This window comes from Aquimarina macrocephali (genome assembly GCF_051627225.1).
GTDB classification, from domain to species: Bacteria; Bacteroidota; Bacteroidia; order Flavobacteriales; family Flavobacteriaceae; genus Aquimarina; species Aquimarina macrocephali.
On the sequence record NZ_CP151795.1, the window covers coordinates 5,416,334 to 5,432,500 of the forward strand.

A 16,167-nucleotide genomic window follows, 5' to 3' on the forward strand; every position below is an offset into this window, starting at 1 on the left:
ATTGAAAATTTAATAAGTATATGCTTTCTATTGTTATTTTTGCGCTATGGCAAGGAAAAACAGAAGACAAATCTTTGAGAATATCGAAGTTATTGATGCAGGTGCAAAGGGAAAAAGTATTGCTAAAGCCCCCGATGGGAAAGTAATTTTTGTTAACAATGCAGTTCCTGGAGATGTAGCAGATATCCAAACTACCAAAAAACGTAAAGCCTTTTACGAAGGTTCTGCTACTACTTTTCACAAACTATCAGACAAACGTGTTGAGCCCACTTGTGAGCATTTTGGAACTTGTGGAGGTTGTAAATGGCAGTTTATGGGTTATGAGCATCAACTAGCTTATAAACAACAAGAAATTGTAAATAACCTAACTCGATTAGGTAAAATTGAACTACCAGAGGTAAGTTCGATACTTGGCTCAGAGGATCAATTTTTCTATAGAAATAAAATGGAATTTTCTTTTAGTGATAGCAGATGGCTAACTCTAGATGAGATTAGAAGTGATTCTGAAATTCAAAATAGAAACGCATTGGGCTTCCATATTCCAGGAATGTGGGATAAAATTCTGGACATCAACAAATGTCATCTACAGGAAGATCCAAGTAATGATATTCGAAATAAAGTAAAAGCTTTTGCTACAGAAAACGACCTTTCTTTTTATAATGCAAGGAATCAGCATGGTTTTTTGCGTACATTGATGATTAGAATTACATCTACAGGAGAAATTATGGTTTTGTTTCAATTTTTTCATGAAGATGTAGAAAAAAGAACACTATTATTAGATTATATGGTTTCAGAATTTCCAGAAATCACTTCTCTTCAGTATACAATTAACCCTAAAGGTAATGATACAATTTATGATCAAGAGGTTATTTGTTACAAAGGAAAAGATTACATCGAAGAAGAAATGGAAGGATTGCGGTTTAGAATTAATGCCAAGTCTTTCTATCAAACAAATTCTAAACAAGCATACGAATTATATAAAGTAACTCGAGATTTTGCCAATCTTACAGGAGAAGAATTAGTATATGATCTATATACAGGAACCGGTACTATAGCACAGTTTGTTGCAAAAAAAGCAAAGAAAGTAATCGGCGTAGAGGCAGTTCCCGAAGCTATAGAAGATGCAAAAGAAAATGCAAAACGTAATAATATTGATAATGTAGAATTCTACGTTGGTGACATGAAAAAGGTATTCACCAAAGATTTTATTTCCCTACATGGTCAACCCGAAGTGGTAATTACAGATCCACCAAGAGATGGAATGCATAAAGATGTTGTTGGGCAATTATTAAACATTTCTCCTCAAAAAATAGTGTATGTAAGTTGTAATAGTGCAACACAAGCACGTGATCTTTCATTATTAGATGAGATGTATAAAGTAAGTAAAGTTCAACCCGTTGATATGTTCCCGCAAACATATCACGTAGAGAACGTTGTATTACTTGAAAAAAGATAGATTCATGATCAATTTCTGACAAAACATGAGTCTGCATTAAACTTGTATATCTGCAGATAACCAGAAGTTTGATTCAATAATAAATAAAATCGATGAAATATAACACTATTATGTATTTCATCGATTTTTTTATTCATTACATATTCAAGCATTCAATTCGCAATAAATTCATCAACTTCAAATGCTTTATTAGCATATAACCAATCCTTTTAACAAAAAAGTCATTAAACACTACATATCAAGGATTTATCTTGTTTTATAAAATCAAAATAATTACGGTTAAACCATAAAAAGTTAACTCAAAAACCATATTTAATATCATGAGTTATTTCCTACATTTGTACCCGAAGATTGCTACTACAATAAATTTTATAGTCAAACCTAAGTTTATCAAAACTAACAGTTATGAGAAATGTAGTAAAAATACCCCTGATCTTCATTCTTCTTATTTTAATTTATTTTTTATTTACTACCGGTTCCAGTGATACTGGTCAACATCAAATTAACGAAACCAAAAATCAAGTTGCGCAAGAAGCCATAAAACAATACAATATTGTTAAGCGAAATGGCCCAGGAATAGAGGCATCATTACATGCTGGATTCGTTGCAGAAGCTTTTCTTCAAAGTGGAGATAAAGAAAATTATGCTAGATGGACAAAAATAAAAGAACAAGAAGAACGGGATGCAAAAAATGCTAACGTTAACTTACCATAATATTTCACACACAAACCATCTCACTACCACCAAGGCTTACAATGATGATATTAGACTTTAAAAAAGGAGAGTTTATAATAAAACTCTTCGTAATACCAATTATGTGTATTACAATAGTAATCGGGGCTATTTTTTACACCCAACATCTTAACGACACCAGTCAAATTACAAATTCTAAAAAAACCAACAAAAACACATTTCTTTTTCACAAATCCGAGGCATTAACAGCATCACACTCTATAATCAACAAAAGATTACGATCATCGACTATTATTTCTTTTGGAGAAAGTGATAAAGATGTTAGGATCGTTAATGATTCTACATTTACCGTTATCAATTATGTGGATTGGATAAACCAAAAAGGCGAAAATAGAAGAAACTATTACTGTTGTACAGTGACTTTTAACCACAACTGCAAGGCAAAAGCCCAGAATTTAGTTTTTATGGAATAATTACACCCTTTAGATTATGGCAACTTGATGTAGCAATCTTCTACATTTTCTATTGCGGTGGCCGGGAGCTGTCAAAGGTTCCCGGTTTTTAAAACAAAATAATAATCATCAAAACCATTACTAAAATCCAAATATGGCTTAAGTAGCAACACACCCTCTTTATTCCAGTCCTTTATTTTTGAGAAATAACCAGTACGAATTGGTTTATCTTTTTTATTTTTGGTCACGCAAATAGCAATTTGAAACTTATTTTGTTTCAATATTTTTGCATTCATCTAATCGTATTTTTATTCTCGTAGTATTGTGGATAGTTGCGAAAAACCATGTTTATCAAAATGTGGTTGAGATAGAAAAAAATATTATATGAGAGTATACAAATATTCGTTATTTATATTAATTGGAGTCTTGGTTTTATATTCAAACTTAAGTTGTGAACGAGACGATATATGTGCAGAAGGTACTCCTACTACACCTTTTCTGGTTATAAAATTTATTGACTTTGACACAAGTACACAAGTAAAAGCTCCATTAGAGCTACAGGTAAAAGCAGTTGGTATAGAAACTCCATTTACTTTAGGTACAGTAACAGATTCTATTCTAATACCGCTAAGAAATAATGTATCTATTACTGATTATGAATTTACTATAAATTCTGACATTACTAATAATAGTGATACTGATCCCCTTCCTAATAAAGATACTGTAAGTTTTCAATACACAACAGAAGAAGAATATGTAAGTAGTGCTTGTGGATTTAAGATCAATTACAAAGGTCTAACGGTATCTCCCGTAGAAGCTGGAGATGATGGGAGTTGGATCAAAAATATAACAATACAAAGAGAGAACGTAACCGATGAAACAACTGCACACGTATTTATTTTTCATTAGCATCTTGATCACCGGCTATTTCTATGGGCAAGAAGAACCAAAGGTTAGTGTAAAAGACACTCTTCCTCCCTCAGAAAAGTATGGTTTTAGAGCAGGAGTTGACCTCGGTCGATTAATCCGAACAGCAGTTGATGACAACTATTCTGGATTCGAAATTGTTGGGGATTATAGATTTTATAAAAAATTCTATCTTGCCGCCGAAATAGGTAATGAATCCTTAATAAGAGATGAAGAAAACATTAACACAAAAGGCTCTGGAAGCTATGCAAGAGTAGGTATAGATTATAACATATATGACAATTGGTACGGAATGCAAAACAGCATCTACGTAGGGCTACGGTATGGGTTTTCTACTTTTGATCAAACGCTGAATGATTATTCTATTTTTACAAGCACAGATTATTTTGGACCAAATCAAATAACCGGAAGCATCAAATCTGATGGCTTAAATGCCAGCTGGATAGAATTAGTTCTTGGTATTAAAGTAGAACTTATAAGTAATCTATATCTGGGAGCTAATGTATCTCTTAGAAGTCTTGTTAGTGAAAAAAAACCTGATAGATTCGATAATTTATATATTCCTGGATTTGGTCGTACTAATGATTACAGTAGTATCGGTGTAGGCTATGGATATTCTATAAGTTATTTGATTCCGTTTTTTAAGAAAAGAAAGTAGTAGTAATAACCGTTCTTCCTTCTCACTTTAGTTATTCATTTGGCTATATTTCACAATAGCCTCACTTCGTAATAAACTTGCAATTAATCATTTTGCTAGGTATCCTATCAATTATTATGGGGTATTGCTTATCTTGTTTGGATATTTTATCATCTCATAATCATTCACATGAAATCATTTAATACTCTTTGCTTTCTATTTTTGGTACCTATAAGTATTGTTTTCTCCCAGGATCGAATTACCGGTAAAAATTTTGCCACACGATCTGAAGTAATTGCCACCCACGGAATGGCAGCTACCAGTCATCCACTGGCTACACAAACTGCTCTTGATATTTTAAAACAAGGAGGTAATGCAATTGATGCAGCAATTTCGGCCAATGCAATGCTTGGATTAATGGAACCAACAGGAAATGGTATAGGCGGTGATTTGTTTGCTATTGTGTGGGATGCTAAAACAAAAAAACTATATGGATTAAATGCTAGTGGGCGATCTCCCGAAAAGTTAACTTTAGAATATTTCAAGAAAAACAACCATATTAAAATACCATCTCATGGTCCTCTCCCCGTTTCTGTTCCCGGCTGTGTAGATGGGTGGTATCAACTACACGGTAAGTTTGGTAAATTAGATATGAAAAAGATTTTACAACCAACTATTAATTATGCTCGCGAAGGTTTTCCTGTAACCGAATTGGTTGCATATTATATGCAATTAAGTGCTAAGTTTTTATCAAAATATCCAGGTTTTGAAACAACATATATGCCTAAGGGTTCTGCTCCAAAAAAAGGAGAGGTTTTTAAAAATCTTTTTTTAGCGAATACACTAGAAAAAATTGCAAATGAGGGTAGAGATACTTTCTACAAAGGAGATATTGCTAGAATTATTGCAAAGTATGTGAAAGAAAATGGTGGGTTTCTTAGCTATGATGATCTAAAAAATCATACTTCAGAATGGGTAGAACCTGTATCTACAAACTATCGAGGATACGATGTATGGGAATTACCTCCTAACGGACAAGGGATAGCTGCCCTGCAAATGCTAAACATTCTCGAAGAATATGATTTAAAATCTATGGGATTTGGCACAACAGAATATCTACATGTACTGACTGAAGCTAAAAAACTAGCCTATGAAGACCGGGCAAAATTTTATGCAGATCCAGATTTTAATACTATTCCTGTAAAACAGCTTGTTTCTAAAGACTACGCCACAAAAAGACGAAAACTTATTGATGAAAATAAAGCTGCAAAAACATATGATGCCGGGAATCTTAATAATGGAGATACCATATATCTCACTGTGGCAGATGAAGAAGGCAATATGGTATCCTTAATACAAAGTAATTATAGAGGTATGGGGTCTGGAATGACACCAACCGAACTTGGTTTTATTTTACAAGACAGAGGTGAATTATTTTCGTTGAAAGAAGGACATTTTAATACCTATGAGCCTAAAAAAAGACCTTTTCATACCATAATTCCTGCATTTGTTACTAAAGACGGAAAACCTTTTATGAGTTTTGGACTTATGGGTGGAGGTATGCAACCCCAAGGCCATGTACAGATTATTGTTAATATGGTTGATTTTGGAATGAATCTACAAGAAGCTGGCGATGCTCCTAGAATAAACCATATGGGATCGTCTCAACCCACAGGAGAAGAAATGACCAGTGGAGGAACATTACATATTGAATCTGGAATTTCTTATGAGACAATTAGAGGGCTGCTTTCTAAAGGTCATAACGTATCGTATGCTTTAGGTCCTTATGGTGGCTACCAGGCCATTATGATAAAAGATGGCGTCTACTATGGAGCTTCTGAATCTCGCAAAGATGGCCAGGCAGCTGGGTACTAACCTAATAACAAACTTCTAGTAATTACTCCTCAATAAAGGGGGCACCTGCTTCCTTTAGTGCTTTTGAAAATGAGTTCATTTCATTGTTCAAAACAGTAAACTTAGAAGTGATAACTTTTAATTGATCATCAATTATTTTCATTGTTTCCAAATGTGTACTGGTCGGTCCATAGGTAGATCTATCTACGCCTTTATAAATAGAAAACATTCTATTTTCAATGGTAGGCTTTGTCTTCTCGCCCACTCGCTGTTTAGAATTATTTCCAAAGAATTCCTTATTCAGATCTGCCATACTTCCCTCTAAAGTATTTAAGCGATTATCTAAATCTCCAGGAGCACTATTTGTTCTTTGCAAAGCTGCTTTCATGGCTTTAATACGTTTTCCTGCTTTGTTCACTTGCATATTTAGAGTAGAAACTCTACCAATTGTATTTTCATAACTTCTCCAGAATGTTGTCACTTTTTCAAGTGTAGCTCCTTTTAATGCACCATTATACATACGCTTAACCATAAAAGAAACAGGATTTGAAAGTTGAGTCACTTTTCCATTTACAACTTTGGATAGTGTGGCTGTATATTTTCCTGGTGCAACCATAAACCCTCTAGGCGGCCCAAATGAGTTTTCTTGTTTTTCTAAAGAAATTGCATCCGTAGCTGGATATCGTAAATCCCATGCCACTCTATGAAAACCTGATTTAACAGGTCCTTCAATTCTACGAATAGTCTTTCCCACACTATTTGTTATTGCCAATAGTATACGAGGTTTACTTTCTGTTCGTTCTGCTTCTACATTATCCCAACCAGGAAAAACAATATCTTTTCCTTTATTCTTTTTCTCTATTTCCTGTCGGTTTTCTTTGCTGGTTTTTAATCCATCCTTTAAATAGTATGTTAATACAGCTCCGAAATCAGGATTAGGAGCTACATAATGTGATGCTCCCTGACTTCCTTTTTTATCATCAAAACTTAAACTAGGTCTTGGAATATACCACCATGCATCTCGTGTTGGAAATAGTACAGCTTCTTCTTTCAGCTTAGCTTCAGAAACACTTCTCAAAAGAGAAAAATCATCAAATATAAAAAAGCCTCTCCCAAAAGAAGCTCCTACTAAATCATTCTCTTTACGTTGAATTACCAAATCTCGAAATGAAATTGTAGGTATACCTCCTTTCAATTTTACCCAACGACTGCCACCATTTATTGTGAAATAAATTCCAAATTCTGTGGCAGCAAATAAAAGGTTAGGTTGTATATGATCTTGTACAATTCTCCATACCAATGTTCTTTTCGGAAGATTTCCTTTAATAGATTTCCAAGTTCTACCATTATCTGTACTTTTTACCAAATAGGGATTAAAATCTCCATATTTATGATTATCAAGAGCGACATATACTGTGTTTGTATCAAAAAGATCTGCCTTAATATCATTAACAAAAGCTGTTGCCGGAACTCCCGGGAGTGTACCAACATTAATTTTTCGCCAATTCTTTCCTCCATCTTCTGTCGCTTGAATAATTCCATCATCAGTTCCTGCATAAAGAACACCTTCTTGTTTTGGAGATTCTGCTATCGAAGTGATTGTATTATAATTAGACATGGCCAAGAAATCCCAGGGCGAATCCCATGATTGTTTTTTGCCCATAATAGACAATTCTATTCTTTCCTGGTTTTTGGTTAAGTCACCAGATATAGTCGTCCATTTATCTCCCCTATTATCAGATCTCCATACACGATGAGAAGCAAAATAGATACGGGCAGGATCATGAGCACTTACCAAAATAGGAGCATCCCAATTAAAGCGTTCAAAATTCTCTTCTGCTGCGGGCTGGGGTTGGATATCAATCACTTCTCCTGTACTTAAATCTACACGAGTTAAATTCCCCTCTTGTCGCTCTGCATACATAATGTTAGGGTTTCCTGGTTCTGTAACAGGTTGATGGCCATCCCAATTTAGTACAATCTTCCAATCAGAATTTTGAATTCCATGTAAGTTATCAGTTCTTGATGGTCCACCTTGTGTGCTATTATCCTGGGTTCCGCCATAAATATTGTAAAAAGGCTCAGAATCATCTACAGCTACTTTATAATATTGTGTTACAGGAAGGTTCTCTATAAACCTCCAATTTTTAGTAAGATCAAAAGTTTCATATAGTCCTCCATCTGTTCCTACCAAAAGGTAATCAGGATCTTCTTTCTTAAAAGCTATAGCATGATTATCTCCATGTTTATGTTCTTCATTCATCCTTTTAAACGTCTTCCCACCATCTTCAGAAATTTGCATCGTATTATCTACCAAGTATAATCTTTCAAAATGATGTGGAGATGCATATAATTCTTGATAATAGTGCGGTCCGGTAGCACCGGCAACGGCATTAGATTGTTTTTCCCAAGTGGTGCCACGATCTGCAGAACGATATACTCCCCCAGTTCTTCGATCCAGTTCAATAGCCGCATATAAAATATCAGGCTGTTGTGGTGAAATGGTTAACCCTATTTTGCCCATCCAGGACTTGGGAAGTCCATTTTTGAGTTTTTCCCATGTTTCCCCACCATCTGTACTGCGATGTAAACCAGATCCCGGGCCTCCACCCATATAAGCTGCAACTGTACGATGCCTTTGCCATGTAGCCGCATAGAGTCGATCTGGATTTCTTGGATCTATTACCAAATCGGTAACACCAACCCAAGTATCGTCTCCTAAGGTTTTTTTCCATGTTTTTCCCCCATCGTTAGATTTATATAACCCTCTATCTCTTCCTTTTTTCCATAGAGGACCTTGAACAGCCACCCAAAGTACATTAGAATTTTCTGGGTGTATAATAATTTTAGAAATATGTTCTGATGTCTTTAATCCCATATTGGTCCATGAAGCTCCTCCATCATTACTACGGTAGATACCATCACCATATCCCATATGACGTCCTCCTACATTCTCTCCGGTACCCACCCATATAGTATTATGATTAATGGGGTCTATAGTTACACAACCAATAGAATATGATGTTTGATCATCAAATATTGGTTTCCAGGTAGTTCCTGAATTTACAGTTTTCCATACTCCCCCCGAAGCAACAGCTACATACCAAATACTTTCGTTTTTGGGGTGAATAGCAACATCAGCGATCCTACCGGACATAAAAGCCGGGCCTATGTTTCTTAATTTTAATCCAGAGAATATTGAATCAGAGAGTACTGTCGATGCTTCTTGTTTTGCTTTAACTCGTTGCCCATAAACTGAAAAAGTAAATGCAAGTAAAAATATTATGAAAAAGAATTGTGTGAATTTTGTTTTCATGAGAGTATAATTGATGGTTAGCTTCAAAAAGAAATAGAAAATTATTGTTATTTCAATAATAATCTCTTAACAAAAACATAAAAGTGTATAAATAAAACTTTACAGGTTTACATTTTCCTATTTTTAGCCTTATCACTTAGATATCAAAGTTTTAAAAGAGAATAAATAAACCATAGGTAATAATGATTCTATTCTATCGATGCATTTGTTTAATCTTACAACTTTTATAATCTCTCGTGAATTTCCAATTATAATAATGTGCAAGTATCAAAAAAAACGTTCCTAAAAAATGTAACACCCTTTCTACCAAATGGTTTTCTATTAAAAACCCAATACTAAAAAAAGCTAATGTTGCTAGGTACAAAAAAACAGGTAATGGTTTACCATGGTATTTCCTATATCCATTATATATTGCAAACATTGCAATCATCAAACTGGCTCCTATTAAAAAAAATTCGTAGAAATCATCAATCAGAAAAACAATACCCATCAAAGGAAAAAGAGTTATACATATTGGTAAAAGTATACAATGAAGCATACACAAAAATGATGCAGAAAACCCAATGAAATCCCAATTTATACGTATTGTTTTTTGTATCATAGTAATATAAAATTGATCAATTGTTATAAATCCTATCCTTATTTTTTAGAACAAGAGCTTCTTAACTCTACTTTATTATTAACTCTAATATTAAATACTATTTTTTTTATCTGAATTAAAAATTCGTACAGTGGCAATCAGATTTTTTTTGTAATTTTCAATAGTAAACTATACTAAAGCAACAGTGTTGCAATAATACAAAAAATATAGTTTTCAATTATATTTTGGGAATGAAAAAAACAAGAAATACACAGAAACAGGATTTTGTTATTGATATACTTACAGATGCGAAGCATACTATGTCTGTAGAGGCTATTTTAAAAGCAATGCCTATAAAAGTCAATAAAACTACTGTATATAGAATCTTAGAGCGGTTTGCCGAAAAGGGTAAAGTACATTTTGTAACAGGAGAGGATGGAAAAGCTTATTATGCACTTTGTAATGATTGTGATATCAAACACGAAATGCATAATCATATTCATTTTCAATGTAAATCTTGTAACAAAGTAACTTGTCTACCTCATAAAATAAAGGTTCCAGAACTTAAAGATTTTAAAATACAAGAAACTCAATTCCTAATGATAGGAATTTGTGATGCGTGCATAGATTAGAGTGCTTAATTCTGATATTTTGCCTTTTTACTTCCAGCATACATTTCATACTTAACTAATCTGGCTTCTAATTTTCCGTTAAAGACTTTTATTTTTCGGGATGGTCGAAGTCCTACATGTTTTAACGCTTCAAGATTTGCAGTAATAAACCACGCGTTGGTACCTGGGTAATTTCGTTTCAATGTGTCCCCTATTTGAGAATAAAACTCTTCTATATTAATTTCTAATCGTTCGTCATAAGGAGGATTAAATACAATATGAAGTGGTCCTTCGACTTCTTTTTCAGATTCAAAGAAGTCTCCTTCTTTTATTTTTACAAAATCAGTAAGATTAGCGTTTTCTATATTAACATTTGCCTTTCTAACAGCAGAGTATTCTTTATCTATTCCAATTATTGAATGATGGAAATCTCTTGTTTTATTCAGACAGGCTTCTTCTATTTTTTCAAACAGGTCTAAATCCCAATCCAACCATTTTTCGAAAGCAAACTCTTTACGATTTATATTTGCAGGAATATTACAAGCAATCATAGCTGCTTCGATAGCCATAGTACCACTACCACACATAGGATCTAGAAAATCGCTTTGTCCATCCCAACCAGAAAGTAATAACAAGCCAGCTGCCAAGACTTCATTAATCGGAGCAATATTAGTTGCTGTGCGATATCCTCTATGATGCAATGAACCACCAGAACTGTCTAATGATACTGTACATAGATCACGTTGGATATGAATATCAATCGAAAGATCAGGATGTTCTGTATCTACATTTGGTCTCTCACCTGTTTCTTCTCTAAACTGATCTACAATTGCATCTTTTGTCTTTAATGCAATGAACTTAGAATGACTAAAAATGGTAGAATTAACTGTAGCAGAAATAGCAAAAGTGTCTTCTAAACCTAAATACTCTTGCCATCGTATACTTTGAATAAAATCATATATATCCTTTTCGTTTCTTACCTTTTGGGAAGTAATTGGTTTTAAAATTTTTACTGCAGTTCTTAAACACAAATTTGCCTTATACATAAAACCTGTATCGCCGTAAAAACTAACCATACGGTTTCCAATTTCTACTTTTTGAGCACCTATTTTTCTAAGTTCATTTGCAAGAACTTCTTCAAAACCATAAAGGGTTTTGGCTACCATTTTAAACGAATTACTCACTATTCTTATTTTCGACACGAAGGTATTTAAATTTTTAAGTGTAAAGGTTTAAAACTTTAAACGACTTCTATAATTAAACCGTAAAAATACACTAATTTTGCGCCCTATGCTAAAAGATTCAACAATGTGGTATGCATCATGGTTTGACACACCATACTATCATATCTTATATAAAGATAGAAATCACACTGAGGCTAAAGACTTTATGGATAACATCACTAAGTATCTAAGTTTAGAAACTGGTGAAAAAATTTTGGATTTAGCTTGTGGTAAAGGTAGACATAGTATCTATTTAAATACATTAGGTTATGATGTAACTGGTGTAGATCTCTCTAAAAACAGTATTGAATATGCTTCACAATTTGAAAATGAGACCTTAAAATTTAAGGTTCACGATATGTGCCAACCATATTCTGAGAAATTCTCTGCTGTTTTTAATCTTTTTACCAGCTTTGGCTATTTTGACAAAGAAGAAGATAATCTAAATACGATTAAGGCAATTAAATCAGATTTAAATGAAAAAGGATTTGGTGTTATTGATTTTATGAATGTTGATTATATCATTCAAAATCTCATCGCCGAAGAAACAAAAGTAGTTAATAACATCTCATTTAATATTAAGAGATACTTTCAAGATGGATATATCTTTAAAGAAATTAGATTTAGGGATAATAACGAGGATTTTTTATTTACAGAACGTGTTAAGAGCATTACACTAAGTGATTTTGAAAATTATTTTGCAAATGCCAATGTAAACTTGTTGGATATTTTTGGCAATTACCAACTTCAAAAATTTGATAAAACTACTTCGCCAAGACTCATATTAATTTTTAAATAGTGTACAACTATATATTATCCATAACTGCTGTATTTATAGGAGCTTTATTAGTTTTTATTTTTAAAACTTCTAATCAAAAGAGTTTAAAACTACTTTTAGCTTTTAGTGGTGCTTTTCTTCTTGCAATTACCATTTTTGATTTATTACCAGAGGTATTTGAGGATAACCTCTTTGCAAAACGTACTGGTGTTTGGATTATGATTGGTATTCTTCTTCAAAAAGTTCTAGAATATTTCTCTAAAGGAGCAGAACATGGACACATACACCTTAATGAAGAGACTCATCAGATTCCAAAATTATTATTTATTAGTTTAGGTTTACATGCTATACTTGAAGGGTTTCCGATACATCATACAGATGGGATTCTGTTAGGTATAATTATACATAAAATTCCGATTGCAATGATTTTGACTACTTTTTTATTAAATACCAAAATCAAAAAAAGTGTTATTATCATATCATTGACGTTATTTGCGCTAATGACACCTCTTGGAACTTTTATTGCTGAAAATTTCACTGCAGTTCAGAATTACTATAAAGAAATTACTGCATTGGTTATTGGTATATTTCTACATGTATCGACCACAATTCTTTTTGAAAGCAATGAAGGCCATAAATTTAATATTACAAAGCTTATGGTTATTCTTATAGCTACCATTACAGCATATCTTATATAATGTTTAGCAAATCAGAATCAAAACAAATACGTCAGGAATTCTGGACCAGCTTTGGTAAAGGATACCCTCGTAAGTGGCTTTTGTATAATACCAAAATTAAAGATGTAACTCTTAAATTTACATTTACAACAAAAAAAGCTCAAGTATCTATTGATATTGAACCCTATGATGAGATAATCAAGGCATATTATTATGACAAACTCATTAGTTTAAAAAACATTCTTACCACTGAATTTTTAGAAGACATTATCTATGAACAATTCTATGAACTTGATAACGGTAAAATTGTATCTCGCATATATGTAGAGATAGATAATGTGAGTATTCATAATAAAAGCACCTGGGAAGAAACTATGGTTTTTTTATCAAAAAACATGGATAAACTTGAAGAATTCTTCTTGGGATATAAAGAATATATTAGTGACTAAAAATATTCGGCAATCAATTTATCTGATACATAATCCTTCCTTATAACCACTATATCTTACCAAAAGATTAAAATCAGTTGATTCATTATATATAAAGCCTATCTCTTTTTAATTAAAAACTGATATACAGACTGGTAGACTATAATTATAGCCTTTCTAAGAGTTTAATCAGGTTATTTTAATAAAAAGTAAGTTTAGGACTACAATTATATCTTAAAAATCAATAAATATTATTATTTAATCATGATTTTATGCATTTAAACCGATTATTTGTTAATTTTTTGATATATTTAAGCACCCCTAATCTATGTTGAACAATGAAGACTGTCAAAATTAAGAAGCATTACATATGTTTATTATGTATGAGTTTGCTTTATTCTATTGCATATACTCAACAATATGAAGAAATGTCTTTTTCGGAATTAGAAAATGCAATTATCCACACTGAAGACCATTTAAATTCAACAATAAGAAGAGCCAATGGCATCATGATTATTGAGACAATAATTGATATTTCAGAAAAATTTAATCCTAAGCAAGAATATTATCTAAAAGGATACTCATACAATTTACTTGGAAAAATTCACTTTTCGACTAAAGATTATAAAGAAGCACTTAGAAACTATAAAATTGCCGAATTATTCATAAAAGAACTTGAAGGCTTCCCTGAACTAGCCATAGATATAAATAACAACATTGCCCTGGTTTACATAAATGGGTTTAATAAACCCAAAAAAGCTCTTAGAAGAATAAAGCATATCTATGAAAAATCTGATGATCTAAATGAAAACTCTCAACATATTTTAGCTTTAAACCTGGCGAATATTTATATAAAAACAAAGAATTACAATAAAGCTTATCATCTATTAGAAAAGTGCAAGAAATATTTTATTAATCAACAACAACACCCTTCAAAACTAGCCACTACATATACCAGTTATGGTGAATATTATTATCATAATAAAAGGTATAATACTGCTATAAAGTATTATGAATTAGCTGCTACCATTGCTGAAAAAAACCAACTATTTAGACAAGCGATGACTATTTACAAAAAATATGAAAATTTATTGGTTAAAATCGGAAAAGAAGATAAGGCTTATTTAATTCTAAAAAAGTACACTAAACATCACCAAACAGCACTTGATATAGAAAAATTAGAAGCCGAACAATATAAAAAACAACTAATAGTAAGTGAGGAAAAAAATACTATAGAAACTCAAAAAGCACAACAATCAAAGACCATATCTATTTTTACGGTCTCTCTACTTCTATTATGTTTAATCCTCTTTTGTTTCTTTATTTACAACCATAGAAAAACAAAAATTCTTGGAAAATCTCTTGCTCTACGAAATAAACAACTTAAAATTTCAAAAGAAAAATCTGACCACTTAGCGGCGGTAAAAACAAAATTCATATCTACTGTTAGTCATGAACTCAGAACTCCGTTATATGGAGTTGTAGGGCTATCATCAATTCTAATGGAACGAATTAAAGATGAAGAAAATCATAAGTTTATAAAACTGATGAAATTTTCGGCAGATCACCTATTAAATCTTATTAATGATGTACTTCAAGTTTCTAAAATGGAGTCTTATGAGATACGTCTTGACAAATCCACTTATGATATTAAAAATCTAGCAGATGATATTAAAAATTCATTCGAATATCAAGCTGATAAAAATGGCAATACTTTGCATCTTAATTTTGATCCAAATATTCCAAATTTGCTTATTGGCGATTCCGTGAGATTATCTCAGATTTTTATTAATCTTATCAGTAATGCTAACAAATTTACCAAAAAAGGAAATATTTGGTTGAATTTTATAAACCCAATTATTATTGATGGCATGGTCGAAATCACTTTTGAAATAAAAGATGATGGAAGAGGAATTCCTTTAGAGAAACAAAAAATAATCTTTGATAAATTTTCTCAAGCCAATTCCAAAGATCATACTACAGGAACTGGTCTTGGATTACATATAGTTAAGAACTTAGTTAATTTACACGGAGGAGATATCAAAATAAAAAGTTTTCCAGGACAAGGTTCTACATTTTATTTCACTATCTCTTTTGAAATTGATACTGTAAGTGAGATAAACAATAAAACAAATAACACCAAAAACTGTATCTCATTATTAAACACTAAAGATTATAATATTCTAATTGTTGAGGATAATAAAATAAATCAAATAGTTACACAAAACATTCTTAAAACAAAGGGATACTATTCTGAAATTGCTGATGATGGACTTATAGCTATCGAAATGGTGAAAGAAAAAAAGTATGACCTTATATTAATGGATTTAAATATGCCAAACATGGGTGGAATGGAATCTACTAAAATAATTAGAGAATTTAACTCTCACGTACCTATTATAGCATTGACGGCCTCAGATACACAAGATACTATAAAAGCAATACTTAATTCAGATTCTGGTTTTAGTGATTTCATGAGAAAGCCTTACAAAAGCGAAGAGTTTTTTCGAAAAATTGAATTAAATATTTCTAGTA

At 32.2% G+C, this 16,167-nt stretch carries 15 protein-coding genes (1 of these 15 running past the window's edge); 11 read left to right on the forward strand and 4 right to left on the reverse strand.

Annotated features, from left to right (window positions below):
• Positions 1-46: 46 nt before the first annotated feature.
• From rlmD to AAFU52_RS24120, 3 genes are all read left to right on the forward strand, one after another.
• Positions 47-1,456 (forward strand): 23S rRNA (uracil(1939)-C(5))-methyltransferase RlmD, encoded by a 1,410-nt coding sequence (gene rlmD / locus AAFU52_RS24110; protein WP_438423962.1) that lies wholly within the window; start codon positions 47-49, stop codon positions 1,454-1,456.
• 405 nt (positions 1,457-1,861) lie between these two features.
• Positions 1,862-2,170: a hypothetical protein gene (locus tag AAFU52_RS24115; RefSeq protein ID WP_024772589.1), complete on the forward strand. Its 309-nt coding sequence runs from the start codon at positions 1,862-1,864 to the stop codon at positions 2,168-2,170.
• A gap of 41 nt (positions 2,171-2,211) precedes the next feature.
• Entirely contained in the window at positions 2,212-2,622 is a 411-nt protein-coding gene (locus AAFU52_RS24120) for a hypothetical protein (protein ID WP_438423964.1), read from the forward strand.
• 71 nt (positions 2,623-2,693) lie between these two features.
• Here the strand turns inward: AAFU52_RS24120 and AAFU52_RS24125 are convergent, their stop codons facing one another.
• Positions 2,694-2,897 carry a hypothetical protein gene (locus AAFU52_RS24125; protein ID WP_024772587.1) on the reverse strand — a complete coding sequence of 68 codons (204 nt, stop codon included), beginning with the start codon at positions 2,895-2,897 and terminating at the stop codon, positions 2,694-2,696.
• Positions 2,898-2,985: 88 nt separating this feature from the next.
• On the opposite strand from AAFU52_RS24125, the gene AAFU52_RS24130 reads away from it, so the two are divergent.
• From AAFU52_RS24130 to ggt, 3 genes are all read left to right on the forward strand, one after another.
• The gene (locus AAFU52_RS24130; protein ID WP_024772586.1) at positions 2,986-3,510 is read left to right on the forward strand and encodes a DUF6452 family protein; all 525 of its coding nucleotides are present in this window, start codon (positions 2,986-2,988) and stop codon (positions 3,508-3,510) included.
• Complete coding sequence (locus tag AAFU52_RS24135) at positions 3,476-4,186, forward strand: DUF6048 family protein (protein ID WP_024772585.1); 711 nt, start codon at positions 3,476-3,478, stop codon at positions 4,184-4,186. Before AAFU52_RS24130 ends, AAFU52_RS24135 begins: the two co-directional genes overlap by 35 nt.
• A 168-nt stretch (positions 4,187-4,354) precedes the next feature.
• Positions 4,355-6,040 carry a gamma-glutamyltransferase gene (gene ggt / locus AAFU52_RS24140; RefSeq protein WP_438423965.1) on the forward strand — a complete coding sequence of 562 codons (1,686 nt, stop codon included), beginning with the start codon at positions 4,355-4,357 and terminating at the stop codon, positions 6,038-6,040.
• A 22-nt stretch (positions 6,041-6,062) separates the two neighbouring features.
• Here ggt and AAFU52_RS24145 read toward each other — a convergent pair whose 3' ends face one another.
• Complete coding sequence (locus tag AAFU52_RS24145) at positions 6,063-9,335, reverse strand: VPS10 domain-containing protein (RefSeq protein WP_438423966.1); 3,273 nt, start codon at positions 9,333-9,335, stop codon at positions 6,063-6,065.
• Between the two features lie 193 nt (positions 9,336-9,528).
• Positions 9,529-9,936, reverse strand: a complete 408-nt coding sequence (locus AAFU52_RS24150) for a MerC domain-containing protein (RefSeq protein ID WP_438423968.1) — start codon at positions 9,934-9,936, stop codon at positions 9,529-9,531.
• Positions 9,937-10,166: 230 nt separating this feature from the next.
• Between AAFU52_RS24150 and AAFU52_RS24155 the strand changes: the two genes are divergently transcribed.
• Entirely contained in the window at positions 10,167-10,547 is a 381-nt protein-coding gene (locus AAFU52_RS24155; RefSeq protein WP_438423970.1) for a Fur family transcriptional regulator, read from the forward strand.
• A gap of 5 nt (positions 10,548-10,552) precedes the next feature.
• Here the strand turns inward: AAFU52_RS24155 and AAFU52_RS24160 are convergent, their stop codons facing one another.
• Positions 10,553-11,710, reverse strand: a complete 1,158-nt coding sequence (locus tag AAFU52_RS24160; protein WP_438423973.1) for a THUMP domain-containing class I SAM-dependent RNA methyltransferase — start codon at positions 11,708-11,710, stop codon at positions 10,553-10,555.
• A 106-nt stretch (positions 11,711-11,816) separates the two neighbouring features.
• Here AAFU52_RS24160 and AAFU52_RS24165 point away from each other — a divergent pair, with 106 nt between their 5' ends.
• The 4 genes from AAFU52_RS24165 to AAFU52_RS24180 all read left to right on the forward strand — a co-directional run.
• Positions 11,817-12,548, forward strand: coding sequence for a class I SAM-dependent methyltransferase (locus tag AAFU52_RS24165; RefSeq protein ID WP_024772579.1), 732 nt, complete (start codon positions 11,817-11,819; stop codon positions 12,546-12,548).
• Positions 12,548-13,225: a ZIP family metal transporter gene (locus AAFU52_RS24170; protein WP_024772578.1), complete on the forward strand. Its 678-nt coding sequence runs from the start codon at positions 12,548-12,550 to the stop codon at positions 13,223-13,225. Before AAFU52_RS24165 ends, AAFU52_RS24170 begins: the two co-directional genes overlap by 1 nt.
• Positions 13,225-13,653: a DUF4268 domain-containing protein gene (locus AAFU52_RS24175; protein WP_438423977.1), complete on the forward strand. Its 429-nt coding sequence runs from the start codon at positions 13,225-13,227 to the stop codon at positions 13,651-13,653. The genes AAFU52_RS24170 and AAFU52_RS24175 overlap by 1 nt, the downstream gene beginning before the upstream one ends.
• A gap of 362 nt (positions 13,654-14,015) precedes the next feature.
• On the forward strand, positions 14,016-16,167 hold the 5' portion of the coding sequence (locus AAFU52_RS24180) for an ATP-binding protein (RefSeq protein ID WP_438423979.1). 20 nt of this gene lie beyond the right edge of the window; only the first 2,152 of its 2,172 coding nucleotides appear in the window; its start codon is at positions 14,016-14,018; the stop codon falls past the right edge of the window.

What these genes read in the sequence shown, in the direction of transcription:
- AAFU52_RS24165 (WP_024772579.1), top strand. Translation starts at nt 11,817, where the DNA reads ATGCTAAAAGATTCAACAATGTGGTATGCATCATGGTTTGACACACCA.
- AAFU52_RS24150 (WP_438423968.1), bottom strand. Translation starts at nt 9,936, where the DNA reads ATGATACAAAAAACAATACGTATAAATTGGGATTTCATTGGGTTTTCT.
- AAFU52_RS24125 (WP_024772587.1), bottom strand. Translation starts at nt 2,897, where the DNA reads ATGAATGCAAAAATATTGAAACAAAATAAGTTTCAAATTGCTATTTGC.
- AAFU52_RS24175 (WP_438423977.1), top strand. Translation starts at nt 13,225, where the DNA reads ATGTTTAGCAAATCAGAATCAAAACAAATACGTCAGGAATTCTGGACC.
- ggt (WP_438423965.1), top strand. Translation starts at nt 4,355, where the DNA reads ATGAAATCATTTAATACTCTTTGCTTTCTATTTTTGGTACCTATAAGT.
- AAFU52_RS24135 (WP_024772585.1), top strand. Translation starts at nt 3,476, where the DNA reads ATGAAACAACTGCACACGTATTTATTTTTCATTAGCATCTTGATCACC.
- AAFU52_RS24115 (WP_024772589.1), top strand. Translation starts at nt 1,862, where the DNA reads ATGAGAAATGTAGTAAAAATACCCCTGATCTTCATTCTTCTTATTTTA.
- AAFU52_RS24155 (WP_438423970.1), top strand. Translation starts at nt 10,167, where the DNA reads ATGAAAAAAACAAGAAATACACAGAAACAGGATTTTGTTATTGATATA.
- AAFU52_RS24145 (WP_438423966.1), bottom strand. Translation starts at nt 9,335, where the DNA reads ATGAAAACAAAATTCACACAATTCTTTTTCATAATATTTTTACTTGCA.
- AAFU52_RS24130 (WP_024772586.1), top strand. Translation starts at nt 2,986, where the DNA reads ATGAGAGTATACAAATATTCGTTATTTATATTAATTGGAGTCTTGGTT.
- AAFU52_RS24120 (WP_438423964.1), top strand. Translation starts at nt 2,212, where the DNA reads ATGATGATATTAGACTTTAAAAAAGGAGAGTTTATAATAAAACTCTTC.
- rlmD (WP_438423962.1), top strand. Translation starts at nt 47, where the DNA reads ATGGCAAGGAAAAACAGAAGACAAATCTTTGAGAATATCGAAGTTATT.